This window comes from Dyella sedimenti (assembly GCF_022760995.1).
Taxonomy (GTDB): Bacteria; Pseudomonadota; Gammaproteobacteria; order Xanthomonadales; family Rhodanobacteraceae; genus Dyella; species Dyella sedimenti.
Map to the genome: position 1 here is coordinate 184,238 of NZ_JAKWJO010000006.1, position 17,136 is coordinate 201,373.

Below are 17,136 nucleotides of genomic sequence, written 5' to 3' on the forward strand. Positions count from 1 at the left end.
GCGCCTTTGGCACTGCTGGGACCACGTGTCCTCATCCATCGGCCGGGGAGGCGAGATGGCGCAGGCAGTACCAGCGACGCTTTACGACGCTGCGTTTGAGCACGACAGCTGTGGCTTCGGCCTGGTCGCGAACGTCGACGGGCACGCGAACGCATGGGTGGTGAATACCGCTTTCTCGGCGTTGGCCAAGCTTTCCCATCGCGGTGGCGTGAACGCCGACGGCGTGAGCGGCGATGGCTGCGGCGTGCTCTTCCATCGTCCGCTGGACTGGCTGAAAGCGCTTGCCGACGAGGCGGGCATCGCGCTGGGCGAGCAGTTCGCCGCGGGCGTGGTGTTCCTCGACCCGCAGGGCGGCGAGTCCGCCGCGGCGATGCTGGAGCAGCGCCTTGGCGAGGAAGGCCTGCGCGTGGCGGGCTGGCGCGACGTGGCCGTCCATGCCGGGGCCTGCGGTCCGCTGGCCGCCGCCGCGATGCCGCGCGTGCGCCAGGTGTTCGCGGAGCCCGCGCGTGCGATGGACGAGGGCCAGTTCGAGCGCGCGCTGTTCCGCGCACGCCGCCGCGCCGAGGCCGCGCTGGCGGACGATGCGCATTTCTATGTGGTGACCCTGTCGGCCCAGGTGGTCGGCTACAAGGCCATGGCGGCACCAGGCCGCCTGCGCGAGGTGTTCGCCGATCTTTCCCATCCGGCACTCGCCGCCGACGCGGTGGTGTTCCACCAGCGCTTCTCCACCAACACCACGCCGCAGTGGCGGCTGGCGCAGCCGTTCCGGCTGCTGGCGCACAACGGCGAGATCAACACCATCCGCGCCAACCGCCGCTGGATGCAGGCGCGCGAATCGATCCTGCATTCGCCGCTGCTGGACCTGTCCGACCTCGGGCCGCTGGTGCGCCAGACCGGTTCCGATTCGGAGAGCCTGGACAATGCGCTGGAAGTGCTGCTGGCCGGCGGGCTCGACCTGCTCGCCGCGATGCGCGTGCTGGTGCCGCCGGCGTTCGCCGCGCGCGAGGGCATCGACGAGGACCTCGCCGCCTTCTACGAGTACTACGCGCTGCACAGCGAGCCGTGGGATGGCCCGGCCGGCCTGGTGATGTGCGACGGCCACTACGCGGCCTGCACGCTGGACCGCAACGGCCTGCGTCCCGCGCGTTGGGCGCTGTCGGCGGACAACCACCTGATCGTCGCCTCCGAGGCGGGCCTGTGGGACGTGCCGTCCTCGCGGGTGGTGGCCAAGGGCCGCCTGGCGCCGGGCGAGATGATCGCGGTGGACCTGAAGGCGCATCGCCTGCTGCGCGACGCCGACATCGACGACATCAACCGCCGCCGCGCGCCGTTCCGCGACTGGCTGCGCGAGGGCGTGAGCTACCTGGAGTCGGACCTGATCGACCCCTCGCTGGCTGCCGAGCCGCTGCCGCAGGACGAACTGCGCCGCTACCAGAAGCTCTACGGCCTCTCGCGCGAGGAGCGCGAGACGGTGCTGAAGGTGATGGTGGAGCTGGAGCAGGAAGCCACCGGCTCGATGGGCGACGACACGCCGGTCGCGGCGATGTCGCGCCAGGTGCGCCCGCTGTTCGACCGCTTCCGCCAGGCCTTCGCGCAGGTGACCAATCCGCCGATCGACCCGCTGCGCGAAAAGCTGGTGATGTCGCTGGTGACGCAGATCGGCCCGGAGGCCAACGTGTTCGAGCTGGCGCCGGAGAACGCCAGGCAGATCCTGATCAACTCGCCCATCCTTTCCCAGCGCAAGCTGCGCCAGCTGCTGGCGTTCCCGCAGTTCGCCGGCACGCCGCGCTTCGACCTGATGTATGCGCCCGAGGAAGGGCTGGAGGCCGCGCTGCGCCGGCTCTGCCGCGAGGTGGAGCAGGCCGTGCGCGAGGGTTGCCAACTGGTGTTCCTGAGCGACCGCTATCCGCAGCGCGGCCTGCTGCCGACCCACTCGCTGCTGGCGGTGGGCGCGGTGCACGCGCACCTGATCGACCGGGCGCTGCGCTGCCAATGCAACATCCTGGTGGAGACGGCCACGCCGCGCGATCCGCACCAGTTCGCCTGCCTGCTCGGCTTCGGCGCCACCGCGATCTACCCCTGGCTGGCCTACCAGAGCCTGTTCGAGCTGGGCCGCGAGGGCCATATCGCCAACGACCGCCTGGAGGTGGGCCGCAGCTACCGGCGCGGCATCCGCAAGGGCCTGATGAAGATCCTGTCGAAGATGGGCATCTCCACCGTGGCCGGCTACCGCGGCGCGCAGCTGTTCGAGATCGTGGGGCTGGCGCCGGAGGTGGTGGAGCTGTGCTTCCCCGGCACGCCCTCGCGCATCGGCGGCGCCGGCTTCGCCGACCTGGAGCACGACCAGCGCCTGCTGGCGGCGGAGGCGTGGAGCGACGCGCTGCCGCTGCGCGCCGGCGGCCTGTACAAGTTCGTGTACGGCGGCGAGTACCACATGTACAACCCGGACGTGATCGCCAGCCTGCAGAAGGCGGTGCGCACGGGCAATGCCGCCGATTACCGCGTCTACGCCGACCATGTGGACCATCGCCCGCCGTCCGCGCTGCGCGACCTGCTGTCGCCGCGGCCGCTGGGCGAGCCGGTGCCGCTGGAGGAAGTGGAATCGGCCGAAAGCATCCTGCGCCGCTTCGACTCGGCCGGCATGTCGCTGGGCGCGCTGTCGCCGGAGGCGCACGAGGCGCTCGCCATCGCCATGAACCGGCTCGGCGCGCGCAGCAATTCCGGCGAGGGTGGCGAGGACCCGGCGCGCTACCGCACCGAGAAGACCTCCAAGATCAAGCAGGTGGCCTCGGGCCGCTTCGGCGTCACCCCGCAGTACCTGGTCAACGCCGAGGTGCTGCAGATCAAGATCGCGCAGGGCGCCAAGCCCGGCGAGGGCGGCCAGCTGCCCGGCCACAAGGTGGACAGCACCATCGCGCGGCTGCGCTATGCCAAGCCCGGCATCGGCCTGATCTCGCCGCCGCCGCACCATGACATCTATTCCATCGAGGATCTCGCCGAGCTGATCCACGACCTCAAGGAGGTCAACCCCGAGGCGCTGATCTCGGTGAAGCTGGTCAGCCATGCGGGCGTGGGTACCGTGGCGGCGGGCGTGGTGAAGGCGGGCGCGGACCTCATCACCGTGAGCGGCCACGACGGCGGCACCGGCGCCAGCCCGCTCACCTCGATCAAGTACGCCGGCACGCCGTGGGAGCTGGGCCTGGCCGAGACGCAGCAGACCCTGCGCCGCAACGACCTGCGCGGCCGCGTGCGGCTGCAGACCGACGGCGGCCTCAAGACCGGCCTGGACGTGGTCAAGGCCGCGATGCTGGGCGCGGAGAGCTTCGGCTTCGGCACCGGCCCGATGGTGGCGCTGGGCTGCAAGTACCTGCGCATCTGCCATCTCAACAACTGCGCCACCGGCGTGGCCACGCAGCACGCGGTGCTGCGCAAGGAGCACTTCATCGGCCTGCCGGAGATGGTGATGCACTATTTCCGCTTCATCGCCGAGGACGTGCGCGCGCACCTGGCGCGGCTGGGCGCGCGCAGCCTGGACCAGCTCATCGGCCGCGCCGACCTGCTGGTGCAGGCGGAGGGCACCACGCCGGTGCAGCACAAGCTCGACCTCAAGCCGCTGCTGGGCGACGGGGCGCTGGCCTCGTCGGTGGACTTCGCCTGCACGCTGCCGCGCAACCCGATGCGCGACGAGGCGGCGCTGGCCACGCGCATCCACGCCGCCACGCGCGAGGCGGTGGCGAACCGCAGCGGCGGCGAGTTTGCCTTCGACATCGCCAACACCGACCGCGCCATAGGCGCGCGGCTGTCCGGCGAGGTGGCGCGCCGCTGGGGCGACCACGGCATGGCCGGCCAGCCCATCGTGCTCAAGCTCAACGGCGCCGCCGGGCAGAGCCTGGGCGCGTGGAACGCGGGCGGCGTGCATATCGACTTGGTGGGCGAGGCCAACGACGGCGTGGGCAAGGGCATGGCCGGCGGCCGCATCGTGGTGCGCCCGCCCGCCGATTCGCCGTTCGCCACGCAGGAGGCCGCCATCATCGGCAATACCTGCCTGTACGGCGCCACCGACGGCGAGCTGTACGCGGCCGGCCGCGCGGGCGAGCGCTTCGCCGTGCGCAACTCCGGCGCGCTGGCGGTGGTGGAGGGGGCGGGCGACCACTGCTGCGAGTACATGACCGGCGGGGTGGTCGCCGTGCTGGGCCGCGTCGGCCTCAACTTCGGCGCGGGCATGACCGGCGGCTTCGCCTACGTGCTCGACATCGAGCGCACCTTCGTGGACTGCTACAACCACGAACTGGTGGACATCCTGCGCATCTCGCCGGAGGGCATGGAGCATTACATGCAGCACCTGCGCGGCCTGGTGGAGCGCCACGTGGAACTGACCGGCAGTGAATGGGGCCGCCGCATCCTGGCCGATTTCCGCGGCCTGCAATACAAGTTCTGGCTGGTGAAGCCCAAGGCGGCCAGTTTGGCGGCGCTGGCCGAAGAATTGAGGAGCGCGGCGTGAGGGCGCGGTTGTCACCGCGCCCAGGGCATCGGGAATGGGGAATCGGGAATCGGCGAGTCCTCGCGGGCTTGCGAAAACGTCCCGATTCCGAGCTTTTCCGATTCCCTATCCCCCATTCCCGATGCCCGCGCAGCCCATGACCGACAAGCTCTTTCAGTTCCTCAACGTCCAGCGCCAGACGCCGCGCACGGTGCCGGTGTCGATCCGCGTGCTGGGCTATGGCGAGATCGCCGGCGACTTCGCCGGGCCGCAGGCGGGTACCCAGGCAGAGCGCTGCATCGATTGCGGCAACCCGTACTGCGAGCATGCCTGCCCGGTGCACAACTACATTCCCAACTGGCTGAAGCTGGTGCGGGAAGATCGCCTGCTCGAGGCGGCCACGCTGATGCACGAGACCAATCCGCTGCCGGAGATCTGCGGCCGCGTGTGCCCGCAGGATCGCCTGTGCGAAGGCGCCTGCACGCTGGAGCAGACCGCGTTCGGCGCGGTGACCATCGGCAGCATCGAGCGCTGGGTCACCGACGAGGCGTTGCGCCAGGGCTGGCGGCCGGATCTTTCCGCGGTACGCGAGACCGGCCGGCGCGTGGCCATCGTCGGCGCCGGTCCCGCCGGCCTGGCCTGTGCCGACCGCCTGCGCCGCGCCGGCGTCGCGGCGGACGTATACGACCGCCAGGGCGAGATCGGCGGCCTGCTCACCTTCGGCATCCCACCGTTCAAGCTGGACAAGGCCATCGTGCGCACGCGCCGCGAGGTGCTCGAAGGCATGGGCGTGCGCTTCCTGCTGAACCGCGAGGTGGGTCGCGACATCGAGTTCGGACAGTTGCTGGACGAGTACGACGCGGTGTTCATCGGCACCGGCGCCTACACCTACGTCGACGCCCGGCTGCCGGGCCGCGACCTGCATGGCGTGCACGATGCCTTGCCGTTCCTGATCGCCAATACCGAGCGCCTGCTGCGCGACGAGTCGCCCTCGCCGTCCTTCGATTTCCGCGGCAAGCACGTGGTGGTGCTGGGCGGCGGCGACACCGGCATGGACTGCAACCGCACCGCCATACGCCTGGGCGCGGCCAGCGTCACCTGCGTCTATCGCCGCGACGAGGCCAACATGCCCGGCTCCGCGCGCGAGGTGAACTACAGCCGCGAGGAAGGCGTCACCTTCCTGTTCCAGCGCCAGCCGCTGGAGATCCTCGGCGGCGCGCGCGGCAACGTGCGCGGCGTGCGGGTGGTGGAGACCGCCCTGACCGACGACGGCACGGGCCGCCTGCGCCCGCAGAACGTGCCGGGCACCGAATACGTGATCGACGCCGACGTGGTGATCCAGGCCTTCGGCTTCCTGCCCAGCCCGCCCGACTGGCTGCGCTCGCACGGCGTGGCGCTGGATGGCAGCGGCCGCGTGGTCACCGGCGCTGATGGCGCGCTGCCGCACCAGACCAGTCATCCGCAGATCTTCGCCGGCGGCGACAACGTGCGCGGCGCCGACCTGGTGGTGCGCGCGGTCTACGACGGCCGCGAGGCGGCCGGTTCCATCGTGCGCATGCTGCAGACGGCGGACGCGCCCGCGCTGGCGCACGCCTGACGTCCAGTCCCTCTCCCTGATGTAGGAGCGCACCCAGTGCGCGGCCGCGGGATCGCAGACCATCGCGAGGCCGGTCGCGCACTGGGTGCGCCCCTACAGGGACGGCGCTTGCCCGATGCGCTCCCATGCGCATGCCGCTACCCTGGCGATCCCTTTTCCTCGGAACGATACCCATGCGCCTTGGCCTTGCCGCCAACCAGTTGCATCACGCCCATGCCGACGCCGCGCTGTTCCGCTGGCTGCGCGCCTGCGAGGGCGGCATCCGCGAGCTGGGCCTGGGATTGCATGCGGTCGGACGCACCTTCGATGCGATCCAGCGCACCGGCTTCCTGGCCGGCTACGATGAGCTGCGTGGCTACCCGTACGGCCGCGAGGGCGGCCTGATGAAGCTGGTGGCCGAGGTGGTGGGGCTGGATGGCGGTCGCGTGCTGGATGGCGCGATCTACCTGATCGATCCGGTCGATCCCTCGTCCATCTTTCCCGAGGCGGTGGCGCTCAAGCGCCAGTGCGTGATCCACGGCAAGCCCTTCATCTCCACCGTGGCCTCGGCGCGCGACTGGATCGAGATGGAACGCATCCACGCCGGCCTGGCGCCCGACCGCGGCGCCGATGCGTTCCATGCCCTGGAAACGCAGACACTCGCGCTGATCGCCCACGACGCGATGAAGCCGCAGATGCTGGCCTATGCCGCCGAGCATTTCGACGTACTCGCGCGCTTCGCCCATCGCGTGGCGACCGGCACCACCGGCCAGCGCCTCAACGAACTGGCCTGGAGCCGTGGCTGGCCCAGCGACCTGCCGTGGGTGGAGCGCTACCAGAGCGGCCCGATGGGCGGCGACGCGCAGATCGCCGACCTGGTGCTGGAACGTCGCTGCCAGCGCGCGATCTTCTTCGAGGACCCGCACGTGGCGCGCCAGCACGAGGCCGATATCCAGCTGCTCGAACGCGCCGTCACCACGCGCACCGACACGGCCGTCTGCATGACCTCGCCCAAGGTGGCGGCCCGCTGGGCCGAGGCGGCGCAACAGCGGACCCGGCGCTGAAGCTGGCGCCGCCGGTCCATACTGTGCGCCGGTCGTCCGATGCCAAGGAGAAACCCATGTGCGTGATCGCCTTTGCCTGGAACCGGCATCCGCGCTGGCGGCTGGTGCTGATCGGCAACCGCGATGAATTCCACGCCCGGCCCAGCTTGCCGCTGGTGCGCTGGGACAGCCCGCCCATCGTGGCCGGCAAGGACCTGGAGGCTGGCGGCACCTGGCTGGGCGTCACCGACGATGGGCGTTGCAGCGTGGTGACCAACGTGCGCGATCCGCGCGATCCGCAGCACGGCCGCTCGCGCGGACTGCTGGCGCTGGACTACCTGGCCGGCGCCGCCGACGCCACGGCCCATGCCGAGGCACTGCTGGCCACGGCGGCCGATTACCGTCCCTTCAACCTGCTGACCTTCGACACGCACCGCGCCTACTACCTCGGCAATCGCCCCGAGCCGCGCGCGCAGGCGGTGACGCCGGGCGTGCACGGCCTGTCCAACGCGGACTTCAACACGCCCTGGCCCAAGACCCGCGCGCTGATGCGCCATCTGGACGAGTGGATCGCGGCGGGCAACGACGACGCATTCGCCCCGCTGTTCGCCGCGCTGGCGGACCCTCACGGCTATCCCGACGACGAATTGCCCGATACCGGCGTGGGCCTGGAGCGGGAACGCTGGTTGTCGTCCGCCTTCATTCGCGGCGAGCACTACGGCACGCGCGCCAGCACCGTGGTGGCGATCGGCCATGATGGCGGCGGCGTGGTGGTGGAGCGGCGCTTCGGGCCGTGGGGACGCGAAGAAGGCGAGACGGCGATACCGCTGACGGCGCATTGATTCCCTCCCCTGCAATACAGGGGAAGAAGCGGGAAGCGCGCGGCTCAGTCGCCGGCGGACCTGGCGTTGGGAAACTCGCCGTCCACGTAGAACCAGCGTCCGTGCTCGCGCACGAAGCGGCTGATCTCGTGCATGCGCTGTGCCTTGCCGCCGCCATAGCGCAGGCGCGCCACGAACTCCACGAGGGCGTGGTCGCCCTCGCTTTCATGGCGCTTGACGGTCAGGCCCAGCCAGGTGGGCGAGGGCTGCTGCGCGCCGAGCTTCAGGTGGGCAGGGCGCGTGCTGTCGTGCCAGGTGGCCAGCAGGTAATCCTCGCGCTTGAGCACGTAGGCGCTGTAGCGCGAGCGCATCAGCTGCTCGGCGGTCGCGGCGATGCCGCCATCGTGCAGCGGGCCGCAGCATCGCGCGTAGCCCGCGTCGTTGCCGCAGGGGCAGGGAGTCAGCGTGTCGATCGCTTGGACGTAGGGTCGCATGGCCGGGATGGGACGCCTCATGGGCGCCTTATGCGCGCATCGTGCCGCCTTCGCGCGCAAATTGCCACTTCGGCTCAGCGGCGGCGCCGCCACACGCGGGTGCGGTTGTTGGCCGGCATGGCGACATCCTCGACGAGTTCGAAGCCGGCCGCCTCGGCCAGCGCGTCCACCGCCTCGGCGTCGCGGATGCGCATATGCGCGCCGCGCGCCTGCAGCCATTGGTCGAACGCGGCATTGCTGTCGCTGGTATGGCGGCCGCCGTAGTTGAAGGGGCCGTAGACGGCGAGCTTCGCATCATCCGTGGTCGCGCCGGGCAGGTGCGTGAACAGTTGCTCCACCTCGGGCCAGCTCATGATGTGCAGCGTGTTGGCGCTGAACACGGCGTCGTAGCGCCCGGCAGGCCATGGGCTGCCTGCGTCCAGCTCGATCGGCGGCGGCGTGTTGGGCAGCGCGGCCTCATCGAGCCACAGGCGGATGCCGGGCAGGTGCTCGGCGCGTTCGCTGCACTGCCAGGCGAGCCAAGGCATGGCGGCGGCGAAGTAGACCGCGTGCTGGCCGGTACCGCTGCCGATCTCCAGCACCCGCCGTCGGTCGGCGAACTGCACGCGCAGCACCGCCAGGATGGGATCGCGATTGCGCTCGCAGGACGGCGCGCTGGGCTTGTCCACTCAGGCCGGCCGGCCGCGCAGCACGCGCGCCGGCAGCATCAGCAGCGCGCCGAGGAAGGCGAACACCGCGGTCACCGTGATGCCCAGCAGCCGCAGCGGCAGCAGGAGCAGCCACACGATGGGATAGAGCACCAGCGCCAGCAGCGCGAGCGGCCAGCAGAACACCAGCAGCAACAGCCAGAGCAGGAAGCCGACCATAGCGATGACCCTCATGCCGGAAACGGCGCCACTGTAGCGCAGCGCCGTCGCATGGCGTAGATGACTGTCGTCACCCCATCGGCTTCACGCCGATCAGCCACCCGTGCAGCCAGAAGGCGAATGCCGCCCAGGCCACCACGCCCGCCACCGCCACGATGACATCGCCCCGGACCGTGCCGGGTGGGTAGGTGACGCCGGTTGCGCGGTCGCGGCGGCGGGAAGTGATGAAATCGACCACCGCCCACAGCAGGAAGGCGCCGAACAGCAGCACGTCGTGCAGCATGCCGGTGGCGAGCAGGTGGCCGAAGGCCCAGGTCTTCACGCCCGCCAGCATGGGGTGGCCGGGCCGGGCCTTGAGGTGGTTGCCGGGCACATAGGCCGCGGCGACCAGGATGAAGGCCAGCAGGGTGAACAACGCATTGAGATGGCGCAGCCACAGGGGCGGTGCGTAGAGCGGCACCGGTTGCTGGCGGGCCAGGCCGAAGCCCCACACGATCAGCACCAGGCCGATCAGCGAGACCACGGAATACAGGCCTTTCCAGCCCTTCTCGCCCAACCGCGCGAGCTGGCGGCCGCGCCAGTCGCTGGCGACGATGCGGATGGAATGCGCGCCGAGGAACAACAGCAGTCCGAGGATCAGCAACGTCATGGGCTCACCTTGAAGGTTGGCGTAACAGGCCGATCATACGCAGTTTGTTTTGTGGGAGCGCACCCTGTGCGCGACGGCGATCAGCGACGTCGTCGCGCAAGCCAGTCGCGCACAGGGTGCGCTCCCACAGGGAGGCATTCAGCGGTATACGTGCGGTTGCGCGAGGACCAGTAGCGCCACCCCGGCTTCGGCCAGCTCGAAGGCGGTGCGGTCCGGCTGCCATGCATCGCCGGCCCGCAGCACGTTGCCGGCAACGGTCGCCGTGCCTTGCGCCACGTAGACCAGCACGCAGGAAGGATCGGGCATATGGCGGCCCGGTTCGCGGCAGGCACGCACCTCGCCACGTCCCCAGGCGCGACGCACCATCAGGTTGAAGTCGCGCGTGGCGCCGCCGGCCATGGCGATCTCGACGCGTGCTTCGCCGGGGAATGCAAACGGTTCGAATGGCGTGGTCAACGCATGGGTGCGCTCACTGTCCAGCGTCATATGGAAACCCGCGCCGTCCAGCAGCACAATCTGCCGGTCGATGCCGGGAAAGGTGGAGAACGGCGCGGCGCTGTCCACCTCGGCGATGCTGACGCGCCACAGGAAATCCTCGCCGCCGGCGTTGGCGGGAAAGCGCGCGATCTCGCGCGTCACGCCCTTGCCGTTCTTCCACGGCTGGGGTGCCAGTTCGGCGGCGCGGATGATGTGGAGGCTCATGCCACCTTCTCGATCACCCGGGTGAACGGCGGCAACGCCCTGAGCATGCGCTCGCCGTAGCGCTTGATGACCACGCGACGATCCAGCAGCACGATGCGGCCGCGATCGGTCTCGGTGCGGATCAGGCGGCCGCAATACTGCGTGAGCAGGCGTGTGGCGTCGGGCACGGTGACCTCGATGAAGGGATTGCGCCCGCGCGATTCCAGCCATTCGGCATAGGTGGCGCCGACCGGGTCGGTGGGCACGGCGAACGGCAGCTGGGTGATCACCACCGTCTCGCACAGCTTGCCGGGCAGGTCCAGGCCCTCGCCGAACGAGGCCAGGCCGAACAGCGTGCTGCCCTTGCCGGCCTCGATGTCGGCGATGTGCTCGGCCACCAGTTGCGCCTTGCCCAGCGAGCCCTGCGCGCGCACCTTGCGCACGTATTCGATCGGCAGCTTCTGCAGCACGCGGTCGAGCTTGGCGCGCGAGGTGAACAGCACCAGGTTGCCCGCGTCCCAGTCCAGGTGGTCGGCCAGCCAGTCGCAGATCTCCTGCACGTGTTCCTCGCGCGCGTCGGGCAGCGCGCGCATCGCCGGCACTTCCAGCCGCGCCTGCGCGGCGAGGTCGAACGGCGAGGGCAGGCTGAGCGTCACTGCCTCGTCCGGCAGGCCCACCGCATCGGCGAAGCCGCGGAAGTTGCCGCCCGCGCTCAAGGTGGCCGAGGTCATCACCACCGCGCTGGCATTGCCCCACAGCACGCTGCGCAGCAGCCCGCCGGCCGAGACCGAGGAGGCATGGCAGATCAGTTGCTGGTCCACGCCCAGGGTGACCCAGCGCGCCAGCGGCGGATGGTCCTCGCCATCGCTGGCGGACCAGGCGCGCCAAGTGCGCACCTGGCGGTCGATGCGTTCCAGCGCGATGCCCAGCTCGCGCGAGAGGGCCTCGTGGGTGGGGCCGCCCTCGGTCATTTCCAGCACGGCGCGGCGCACCGCGCCCACCCAGCGCTCCACCTCGGCGGTGAACACGTAGAGCGCGCGGGCATGCTCCACCCACGCCTCGGGCAACTGGCCCAGCGAGCCGCGGTACATCGGCTCGTCCTCGTCCGGCGAGGGCAGCCAGCCGAGGCGGATCTCCTTTTCCAGTTCTTCCAGCGCGTCGCTCAGTTCCTGCAGCTTCGTGTCGCCCGCATCGAGCGACAGCTTGCCGATCACTTCCTTGTCGGTCAGCGAATAGGCGGCGTGGATCTGGCGACCCAGCCGGCTGAGCTGGCGCACCGCGGCGGTCATGAAAACCTCCGCCGCGCCGCGGTCGATCGCCTTCGACGGCACGTGATGGCTTTCGTCGAAGATGTACAGCGTCTCGTCGGGCTTGGGCAGGATCACGCCGCCGAAGCCGTCCTCCTCGCGCGGCATGGTGAGGTCGGCCAGCACCAGGTCCTGGTTGGCCACGATGATCTCGGCGTCGCCCACCGCGCGACGCGCGGCGAAGAACGGGCACTGCATGAAGTGGATGCACTTGCGGCCGGTGCAGCCGCCGGCGCTGGTGGTGATCATCGGGCGCAGCACGTCGCTGACCGGCTCGGGCGCGGCGTCGATGTCGCCGTCCCACTCGCCGCGTTCGAACAGGCCTGCCAGCTTGGACAGCGCCTTCTTGTCGCGCTCCTGCGGCGGCTTGCTCCACAGCGCGAGGTCGGCGTCGAAGCCCAGGCCCATCTGCGCCGTTTCGCTCAGGCTATTGGCCGCCATGGCCAGGTTGCGCGGGCACAGGTAGCGCGCGCGGCCCTTGGCCAGCGCCACCTTGGCCTCGCTGCCGTTGAGCTTGAGATAGAGCGGGATGTCGCGCTGCACCAGCTGTTCCTGCAGCGCCACGGTGGCGGTGGCGATCAGCAGCTTCTTCTTCTGCGCGCGGGCCACTTCCACCCCGGCGATCAGGTAGGCCATCGACTTGCCGGTGCCGGTGGGCGCTTCGATCGCGGCGGCGCCGCCCTCCTGCGCCAGCGCCTTGGCCACCTCGGCGATCATCCGCCCCTGCGAGGCGCGCGCGCGGAAGCCGGGCAGGCCCTCCTTCAGCCGCGTGTAGGCGGCGCGGATGGCGTCCTTGGTGGCGTCGGTCAGCATGCGCCGTCAGTGGCCCGCGTTGATGGACAGCGCCACGGCCTCGGCGACGCGGATGCCGTCGACCGCCGCCGAGAGGATGCCGCCCGCATAGCCCGCGCCTTCGCCGGCCGGGTACAGGCCGCGTGTGTTGAGGCTCTGGTAATCCTCGCCGCGGCGGATGCGCACCGGCGAGGAGGTGCGCGTCTCCACGCCGGTGAGTATCGCGTCGTGCATGGCGTAGCCCCTGAGCTGGCGCTCGAAGGCCGGCAATGCCTCGCGGATGGCTTCGATCGCATAGGCCGGCAGCGCGGATGCGAGGTCGGTGAGATGCACGCCGGGCTTGTACGAGGGCTGCACGCTGCCGAACTCGCGCGAAGGCCGGCCGGCGAGGAAGTCGCCGACCAATTGGCCCGGCGCGCTGTAGTCGCCGCCGCCCAGTTCGTAGGCGCGCGATTCCAGCGCGCGCTGCAGCGCGATGCCGGCCAGCGGGCTGCCGCTGTCGTCGAAGTCGGCGAAGTCCTCCGGTTCGATGCCCACCACGATGGCCGCGTTGGCGTTGCGCTCGTTGCGCGAATACTGGCTCATGCCGTTGGTGACCACGCGCCCGGGCTCGGAAGTGGCCGCCACCACGGTGCCGCCGGGACACATGCAGAAGCTGTAGACCGAGCGGCCCTGGCCTTCATGCGCGCCCTTGCAGTGATGCACCAGCTTGTAGTCGGCGGCGCCCAGGATCGGATGCCCCGCCTGCGGGCCGAAGCGCGCCTGGTCGATGATCGACTGCGGGTGCTCCACGCGGAAGCCGATGGAGAACGGCTTGGCCTCCATGTGGACGCCGCGCTCGTGCAGCTTGAAGAAGGTGTCGCGCGCGCTGTGGCCCACGGCCAGCACCACGTGGTCGCTAAGCAGCCGCTCGCCGCTGGCCAGCACCACGCCGCGCAACCGGTGCGCGCCATCGGCGCCGGCGTCGACCAGCAGGTCCTCCATGCGCTCGGAGAAGCGGATCTCGCCGCCCAGCGACTCGATGGTCGCGCGCATGGCTTCCACCATCGTCACCAGGCGGAAGGTGCCGATGTGCGGCTTGCTGACATAGAGGATTTCCTCCGGCGCGCCGGCCCGCACGAACTCCCTGAGCACCTTGCGGCCGTGGTGGTGCGGGTCGGAGATCTGGCTGTGCAGCTTGCCGTCGGAGAAGGTGCCCGCGCCGCCCTCGCCGAACTGCACGTTGGACTCGGGATCGAGCTTGCGCTGGCGCCACAGGCCCCAGGTATCCACGGTGCGCTCGCGCACCGCCTTGCCGCGCTCGAGGATGATCGGCCGGTAGCCCATCTGCGCCAACAGCAAGCCGGCGAACAGGCCGCAGGGACCCATGCCGATCACGATGGGGCGCTGGGCCAGGTTCTCCGGCGCCTTTGCCACGAAGCGGTAGCTGGTATCGGGCGTGGGCTGCACGTGCCTGTCGCCGGCATGGCACCGGAGCACGCCGGCCTCGTCGGCCAGTTCCACGTCCAGCGTGTAGATCAGCTGGATGGCGCCGCGCTTGCGCGCGTCGTAGCCGCGGCGGAACACGTGGACGGCACGCAGCGCTTCCTTGCCCAGACCCAGCTTCGCGCGCACGGCGGCCTCGATGGCCCCTTCGGGGTGATCGAGCGGAAGCTTGATATCGGTGAGTCGGAGCATGCGGGGCGGCGGATAGCGGTGACTGCGTATTTTCGCATGTCCGGGTGTCGCGCACAGGGTGCGCTCCCACAAGGGTGCGACCGCCCTGTGGGAGCGCACCCTGTGCGCGACGCCTTATTTCCCGGCCGCGATCCGGCGCAAGGTTTCCTCGAACACCTCGGCCGGCTGCCCGCCCTGGATCAGGTAGCGGTCGTTGACGATCACCGAGGGCACCGCGCGGATGCCCTGCGCCTGGTAGAACTGTTCCTGGGCGCGCACGTCCTGGGCATAACGGTTCTCGGCCAGCACGCGGCGCGCCTTGGCCGGGTCCAGGCCCACGCTGGCCGCGACATCCGCCAGCACCTCGTGCGAACTCACGTCGCGCCCATCGGTGAAGTAGGCCGCCAGCAGCGCCTGCTTCAGCTCGGTCTGGCGGCCTTCCAGCGCGGCCCAGTGCAGCAGGCGGTGCGCGTCGAAGGTGTTGACGATGCGCGTGCGCCTGTCCATGTTGAAGGTGAAGCCCACCGCCGCGCCGCGCTGGCGGATCGCCTCCTGATTCTGCGCCATTTCCGCCGGCGTGCTGCCATACTTGCGCGCCAGGTGCTCGGCCACGTCCTCGCCTTCCGGCGCCATCTGCGGATTCAGCTCGAACGGCTGGAAATGCAGCTCCACCGCCACCTCGTCGCCGAGGTTGCGCAGCGCGTGCTCCAGCGACTTCAGCCCCACGGCGCACCAGGGGCAGACCACGTCGGAGACGAAGTCGATCTTGAGGGTCGCGGCGGCGGTCATGGGAAGCTCCGTGGGGTGCAAGTCCCCCTGTTGTGGGCGTGCAGCCCGCCATTCTCAAGGGCGGGCTGCGCGGGCGAGGTCAGGCCTTGCCGATGAAGTCCGACTTGCCCAGGTCCGCGCCGGCCTCGCGCAGGATCGCGTAGGCGGTGGTGCAGTGGAAGAACAGGTTGGGGATCACGAAGTGCAGCAGATAGCTCTGGCCCTCGAAGTGCTGCTCGCCGGAACGCGTCTTGAGCGTGATCGCGCGCGTCTCGCTGCCGTCGATCTGGTCGGGCCTGAAGCTCTTGATGTACTCGACGGCGCGCTCGATGCGCGTATGCAGCTCGGCGAAGCTGGTCTCGTTGTCCTCGAACTTCAGCGGCTCCACGCCGGCCAGGCGGGCGCAGCCGTTCTTGGCCATGTCGGTGGCGATCTGCACCTGGCGGGTCAGCGGCAGCATGTCCACGGTCAGGCGCGATTGCAGCAGCAGCGAGGGATCGTACTTGCGCGCCTCGGCATGCGCCTCGCCCCTGCGCAGCACGTGCTGCAGGTTGTGCAAGGCACGCAGGAAGACGGGGACGGATGCGTGGTACATCGACAAGGTCATGGGGAATGTTCCGATGGTTCAGTGGGATTGACGGGGCCCTGCAGCGGCGCCACCGAGGACAGCTCGGCGGTCACCTCCGCGCGGATGGATTCGGCCGGCCTGGCCAGGTCGTGCGCATGGCGGGTAACGCGCCGGGCGATCACCGCGCCGACCGCCAGCAGCACGGCGGCCAGCACGAAGGCCAGGCCCGGCAGATGCAGCGGCGAGGCATCGGAGATCGAGAAGGAGAACACCTGGGCGAACAGGAACGGTCCGAAGATGCCGGCGAAGCTCGCCAGGCTGCTGATCGCGCCCTGCAGGCGCCCTTGCTCCGAGGGATCGACCTGGTGGGTCATCAGCGACTGGATCGGTGGCTGCGACAAGCCCCACAGCGCCATCAGCGGCACGCCGAGCAGGAACACCGCGCCGCTGCCGGCCAGGCCCATCACCAGGAAGGCGCCCACGCCGCACAGCATGCCGCCCAGCATCAGCCGCCGCTCGCCCAGGCGCGGCGCCAGCCGGCGGGTGAGCACCGCCTGGGCGAAGCCGTCGCAGGCGCCCACCAGCATCAGCACGTAGCCCACGGCCTGCGTGCCCCAGCCATAGCGGTAGTCCGCATAGAGCACGAAGGTGGTCTGCAGCACGTAATGGGCGAGATAGACCAGGAACATCACGATCGCCAGGCCGAGCACCAGCGGATAGCGCCGCAGCAGCGCCAGCGAGCCCAGTGGATGGGCGGCATGCAGTTCGAAGCGCGCCGTGCGCCGTTCCCTGGGCAGCGATTCGGGCAGTACGAACAACCCGTACAGGAAATTGCAGGCCGCCAGCGCCGATGCCACCCAGAACGGCAGGCGCAGGTCGTAATGGCCGAGCAACCCGCCCACGCCCGGCCCGATGATGAAGCCCAGCCCGAACGCGCTGCCCAGGATGCCGTAGGCGGCGGCGCGCTTCTCCTTGGGCGTGATGTCGGCGATATAGGCGTTGGCGGTGGTGAAGCTGGCTGCCGTCATGCCCAGCAGCACGCGCGCCACGAACAGCAGCCACAGCGTCGGCGCCAGCGCCAGCAGCGCGAAGTTCAACGACAGTCCGGCGTTGGAGACCAGGATCACCGGCCGCCTGCCGAAACGGTCCGACAGTGCGCCCTGCACCGGCGAGAAGGCGAATTGCACGATGGCGAACACCGTGCCGAACACGCCCACCCACCAGGCCGCGTTGGCGATGCCGCCGCCGGCCAGTTGCTCGACCAGGTGCGGCAGCACCGGAATCACGATGCCAAAGCCCAGCATGTCCAGCACCACGGTGACGTAGATCAGCGCGATCGCGGCACGGCGGCGCGAGGGAGGCTCGTTGACGGCTGGCTGGTCCATGGGGAAGGGCTGGCGGCGAGGGCGACACGATAGCCGATTGCGTGTGACGG

Annotated in this window: 14 protein-coding genes; 4 read left to right on the plus strand and 10 right to left on the minus strand. The window is 70.1% G+C overall.

All coding sequences use genetic code 11. The features are described 5' to 3' along the window. Nucleotides 1-55 precede the first annotated feature (55 nt). The 4 genes from gltB (at nt 56) to MJ605_RS13975 (ending at nt 7,941) form a co-directional block, all read left to right on the plus strand. On the plus strand, nt 56-4,501 hold the full coding sequence (gene gltB, locus MJ605_RS13960; protein WP_243042144.1) for a glutamate synthase large subunit: 4,446 nt from the start codon (nt 56-58) through the stop codon (nt 4,499-4,501). A 136-nt stretch (nt 4,502-4,637) separates the two neighbouring features. Next, on the plus strand, nt 4,638-6,077 hold the full coding sequence (locus MJ605_RS13965) for an FAD-dependent oxidoreductase (RefSeq protein ID WP_243042145.1): 1,440 nt from the start codon (nt 4,638-4,640) through the stop codon (nt 6,075-6,077). Between the two features lie 173 nt (nt 6,078-6,250). Next, entirely contained in the window at nt 6,251-7,120 is an 870-nt protein-coding gene (locus MJ605_RS13970; RefSeq protein ID WP_243042146.1) for a methylglyoxal synthase, read from the plus strand. A 56-nt stretch (nt 7,121-7,176) separates the two neighbouring features. Beyond that, nucleotides 7,177-7,941: an NRDE family protein gene (locus MJ605_RS13975; RefSeq protein WP_243042147.1), complete on the plus strand. Its 765-nt coding sequence runs from the start codon at nt 7,177-7,179 to the stop codon at nt 7,939-7,941. Nucleotides 7,942-7,985: 44 nt separating this feature from the next. On the opposite strand, the gene MJ605_RS13980 is transcribed toward MJ605_RS13975, so the two are convergent. From MJ605_RS13980 to MJ605_RS14025, 10 genes are all read right to left on the minus strand, one after another. Further along, nucleotides 7,986-8,435 (minus strand): YchJ family protein, encoded by a 450-nt coding sequence (locus tag MJ605_RS13980; RefSeq protein WP_243042148.1) that lies wholly within the window; start codon nt 8,433-8,435, stop codon nt 7,986-7,988. 53 nt (nt 8,436-8,488) lie between these two features. Further along, nucleotides 8,489-9,082 (minus strand): DUF938 domain-containing protein, encoded by a 594-nt coding sequence (locus tag MJ605_RS13985; protein WP_243042149.1) that lies wholly within the window; start codon nt 9,080-9,082, stop codon nt 8,489-8,491. Then, nucleotides 9,083-9,280, minus strand: coding sequence for a hypothetical protein (locus MJ605_RS13990; protein WP_243042253.1), 198 nt, complete (start codon nt 9,278-9,280; stop codon nt 9,083-9,085). It lies immediately after the preceding gene. A gap of 70 nt (nt 9,281-9,350) precedes the next feature. Further along, on the minus strand, nt 9,351-9,929 hold the full coding sequence (locus MJ605_RS13995; protein WP_243042150.1) for an NnrU family protein: 579 nt from the start codon (nt 9,927-9,929) through the stop codon (nt 9,351-9,353). Nucleotides 9,930-10,067: 138 nt separating this feature from the next. Then, entirely contained in the window at nt 10,068-10,631 is a 564-nt protein-coding gene (locus MJ605_RS14000) for a HutD/Ves family protein (protein WP_243042151.1), read from the minus strand. After that, a complete protein-coding gene (dinG, locus tag MJ605_RS14005; RefSeq protein ID WP_243042152.1) occupies nt 10,628-12,730 on the minus strand; it encodes an ATP-dependent DNA helicase DinG in 2,103 nt (700 codons plus the stop codon). The genes MJ605_RS14000 and dinG overlap by 4 nt, the downstream gene beginning before the upstream one ends. 6 nt (nt 12,731-12,736) lie before the next feature. Beyond that, complete coding sequence (locus MJ605_RS14010) at nt 12,737-14,386, minus strand: NAD(P)/FAD-dependent oxidoreductase (RefSeq protein WP_243042153.1); 1,650 nt, start codon at nt 14,384-14,386, stop codon at nt 12,737-12,739. Nucleotides 14,387-14,500: 114 nt separating this feature from the next. Continuing rightward, nucleotides 14,501-15,154 (minus strand): DsbA family oxidoreductase, encoded by a 654-nt coding sequence (locus MJ605_RS14015; protein ID WP_243042154.1) that lies wholly within the window; start codon nt 15,152-15,154, stop codon nt 14,501-14,503. Nucleotides 15,155-15,233: 79 nt separating this feature from the next. After that, nucleotides 15,234-15,740 carry a DUF1993 domain-containing protein gene (locus tag MJ605_RS14020; protein ID WP_243042155.1) on the minus strand — a complete coding sequence of 169 codons (507 nt, stop codon included), beginning with the start codon at nt 15,738-15,740 and terminating at the stop codon, nt 15,234-15,236. Further along, nucleotides 15,737-17,086, minus strand: a complete 1,350-nt coding sequence (locus MJ605_RS14025; RefSeq protein WP_243042156.1) for a TCR/Tet family MFS transporter — start codon at nt 17,084-17,086, stop codon at nt 15,737-15,739. Before MJ605_RS14025 ends, MJ605_RS14020 begins: the two co-directional genes overlap by 4 nt. Nucleotides 17,087-17,136: the final 50 nt, after the last annotated feature.

What these genes read in the sequence shown, in the direction of transcription:
- MJ605_RS14015 (WP_243042154.1), bottom strand. Translation starts at nt 15,154, where the DNA reads ATGACCGCCGCCGCGACCCTCAAGATCGACTTCGTCTCCGACGTGGTC.
- MJ605_RS13990 (WP_243042253.1), bottom strand. Translation starts at nt 9,280, where the DNA reads ATGGTCGGCTTCCTGCTCTGGCTGTTGCTGCTGGTGTTCTGCTGGCCG.
- MJ605_RS13980 (WP_243042148.1), bottom strand. Translation starts at nt 8,435, where the DNA reads ATGAGGCGTCCCATCCCGGCCATGCGACCCTACGTCCAAGCGATCGAC.
- MJ605_RS13995 (WP_243042150.1), bottom strand. Translation starts at nt 9,929, where the DNA reads ATGACGTTGCTGATCCTCGGACTGCTGTTGTTCCTCGGCGCGCATTCC.
- MJ605_RS13970 (WP_243042146.1), top strand. Translation starts at nt 6,251, where the DNA reads ATGCGCCTTGGCCTTGCCGCCAACCAGTTGCATCACGCCCATGCCGAC.
- MJ605_RS14000 (WP_243042151.1), bottom strand. Translation starts at nt 10,631, where the DNA reads ATGAGCCTCCACATCATCCGCGCCGCCGAACTGGCACCCCAGCCGTGG.
- MJ605_RS14010 (WP_243042153.1), bottom strand. Translation starts at nt 14,386, where the DNA reads ATGCTCCGACTCACCGATATCAAGCTTCCGCTCGATCACCCCGAAGGG.
- MJ605_RS14020 (WP_243042155.1), bottom strand. Translation starts at nt 15,740, where the DNA reads ATGACCTTGTCGATGTACCACGCATCCGTCCCCGTCTTCCTGCGTGCC.
- gltB (WP_243042144.1), top strand. Translation starts at nt 56, where the DNA reads ATGGCGCAGGCAGTACCAGCGACGCTTTACGACGCTGCGTTTGAGCAC.
- MJ605_RS13965 (WP_243042145.1), top strand. Translation starts at nt 4,638, where the DNA reads ATGACCGACAAGCTCTTTCAGTTCCTCAACGTCCAGCGCCAGACGCCG.
- MJ605_RS13975 (WP_243042147.1), top strand. Translation starts at nt 7,177, where the DNA reads ATGTGCGTGATCGCCTTTGCCTGGAACCGGCATCCGCGCTGGCGGCTG.
- MJ605_RS14025 (WP_243042156.1), bottom strand. Translation starts at nt 17,086, where the DNA reads ATGGACCAGCCAGCCGTCAACGAGCCTCCCTCGCGCCGCCGTGCCGCG.
- dinG (WP_243042152.1), bottom strand. Translation starts at nt 12,730, where the DNA reads ATGCTGACCGACGCCACCAAGGACGCCATCCGCGCCGCCTACACGCGG.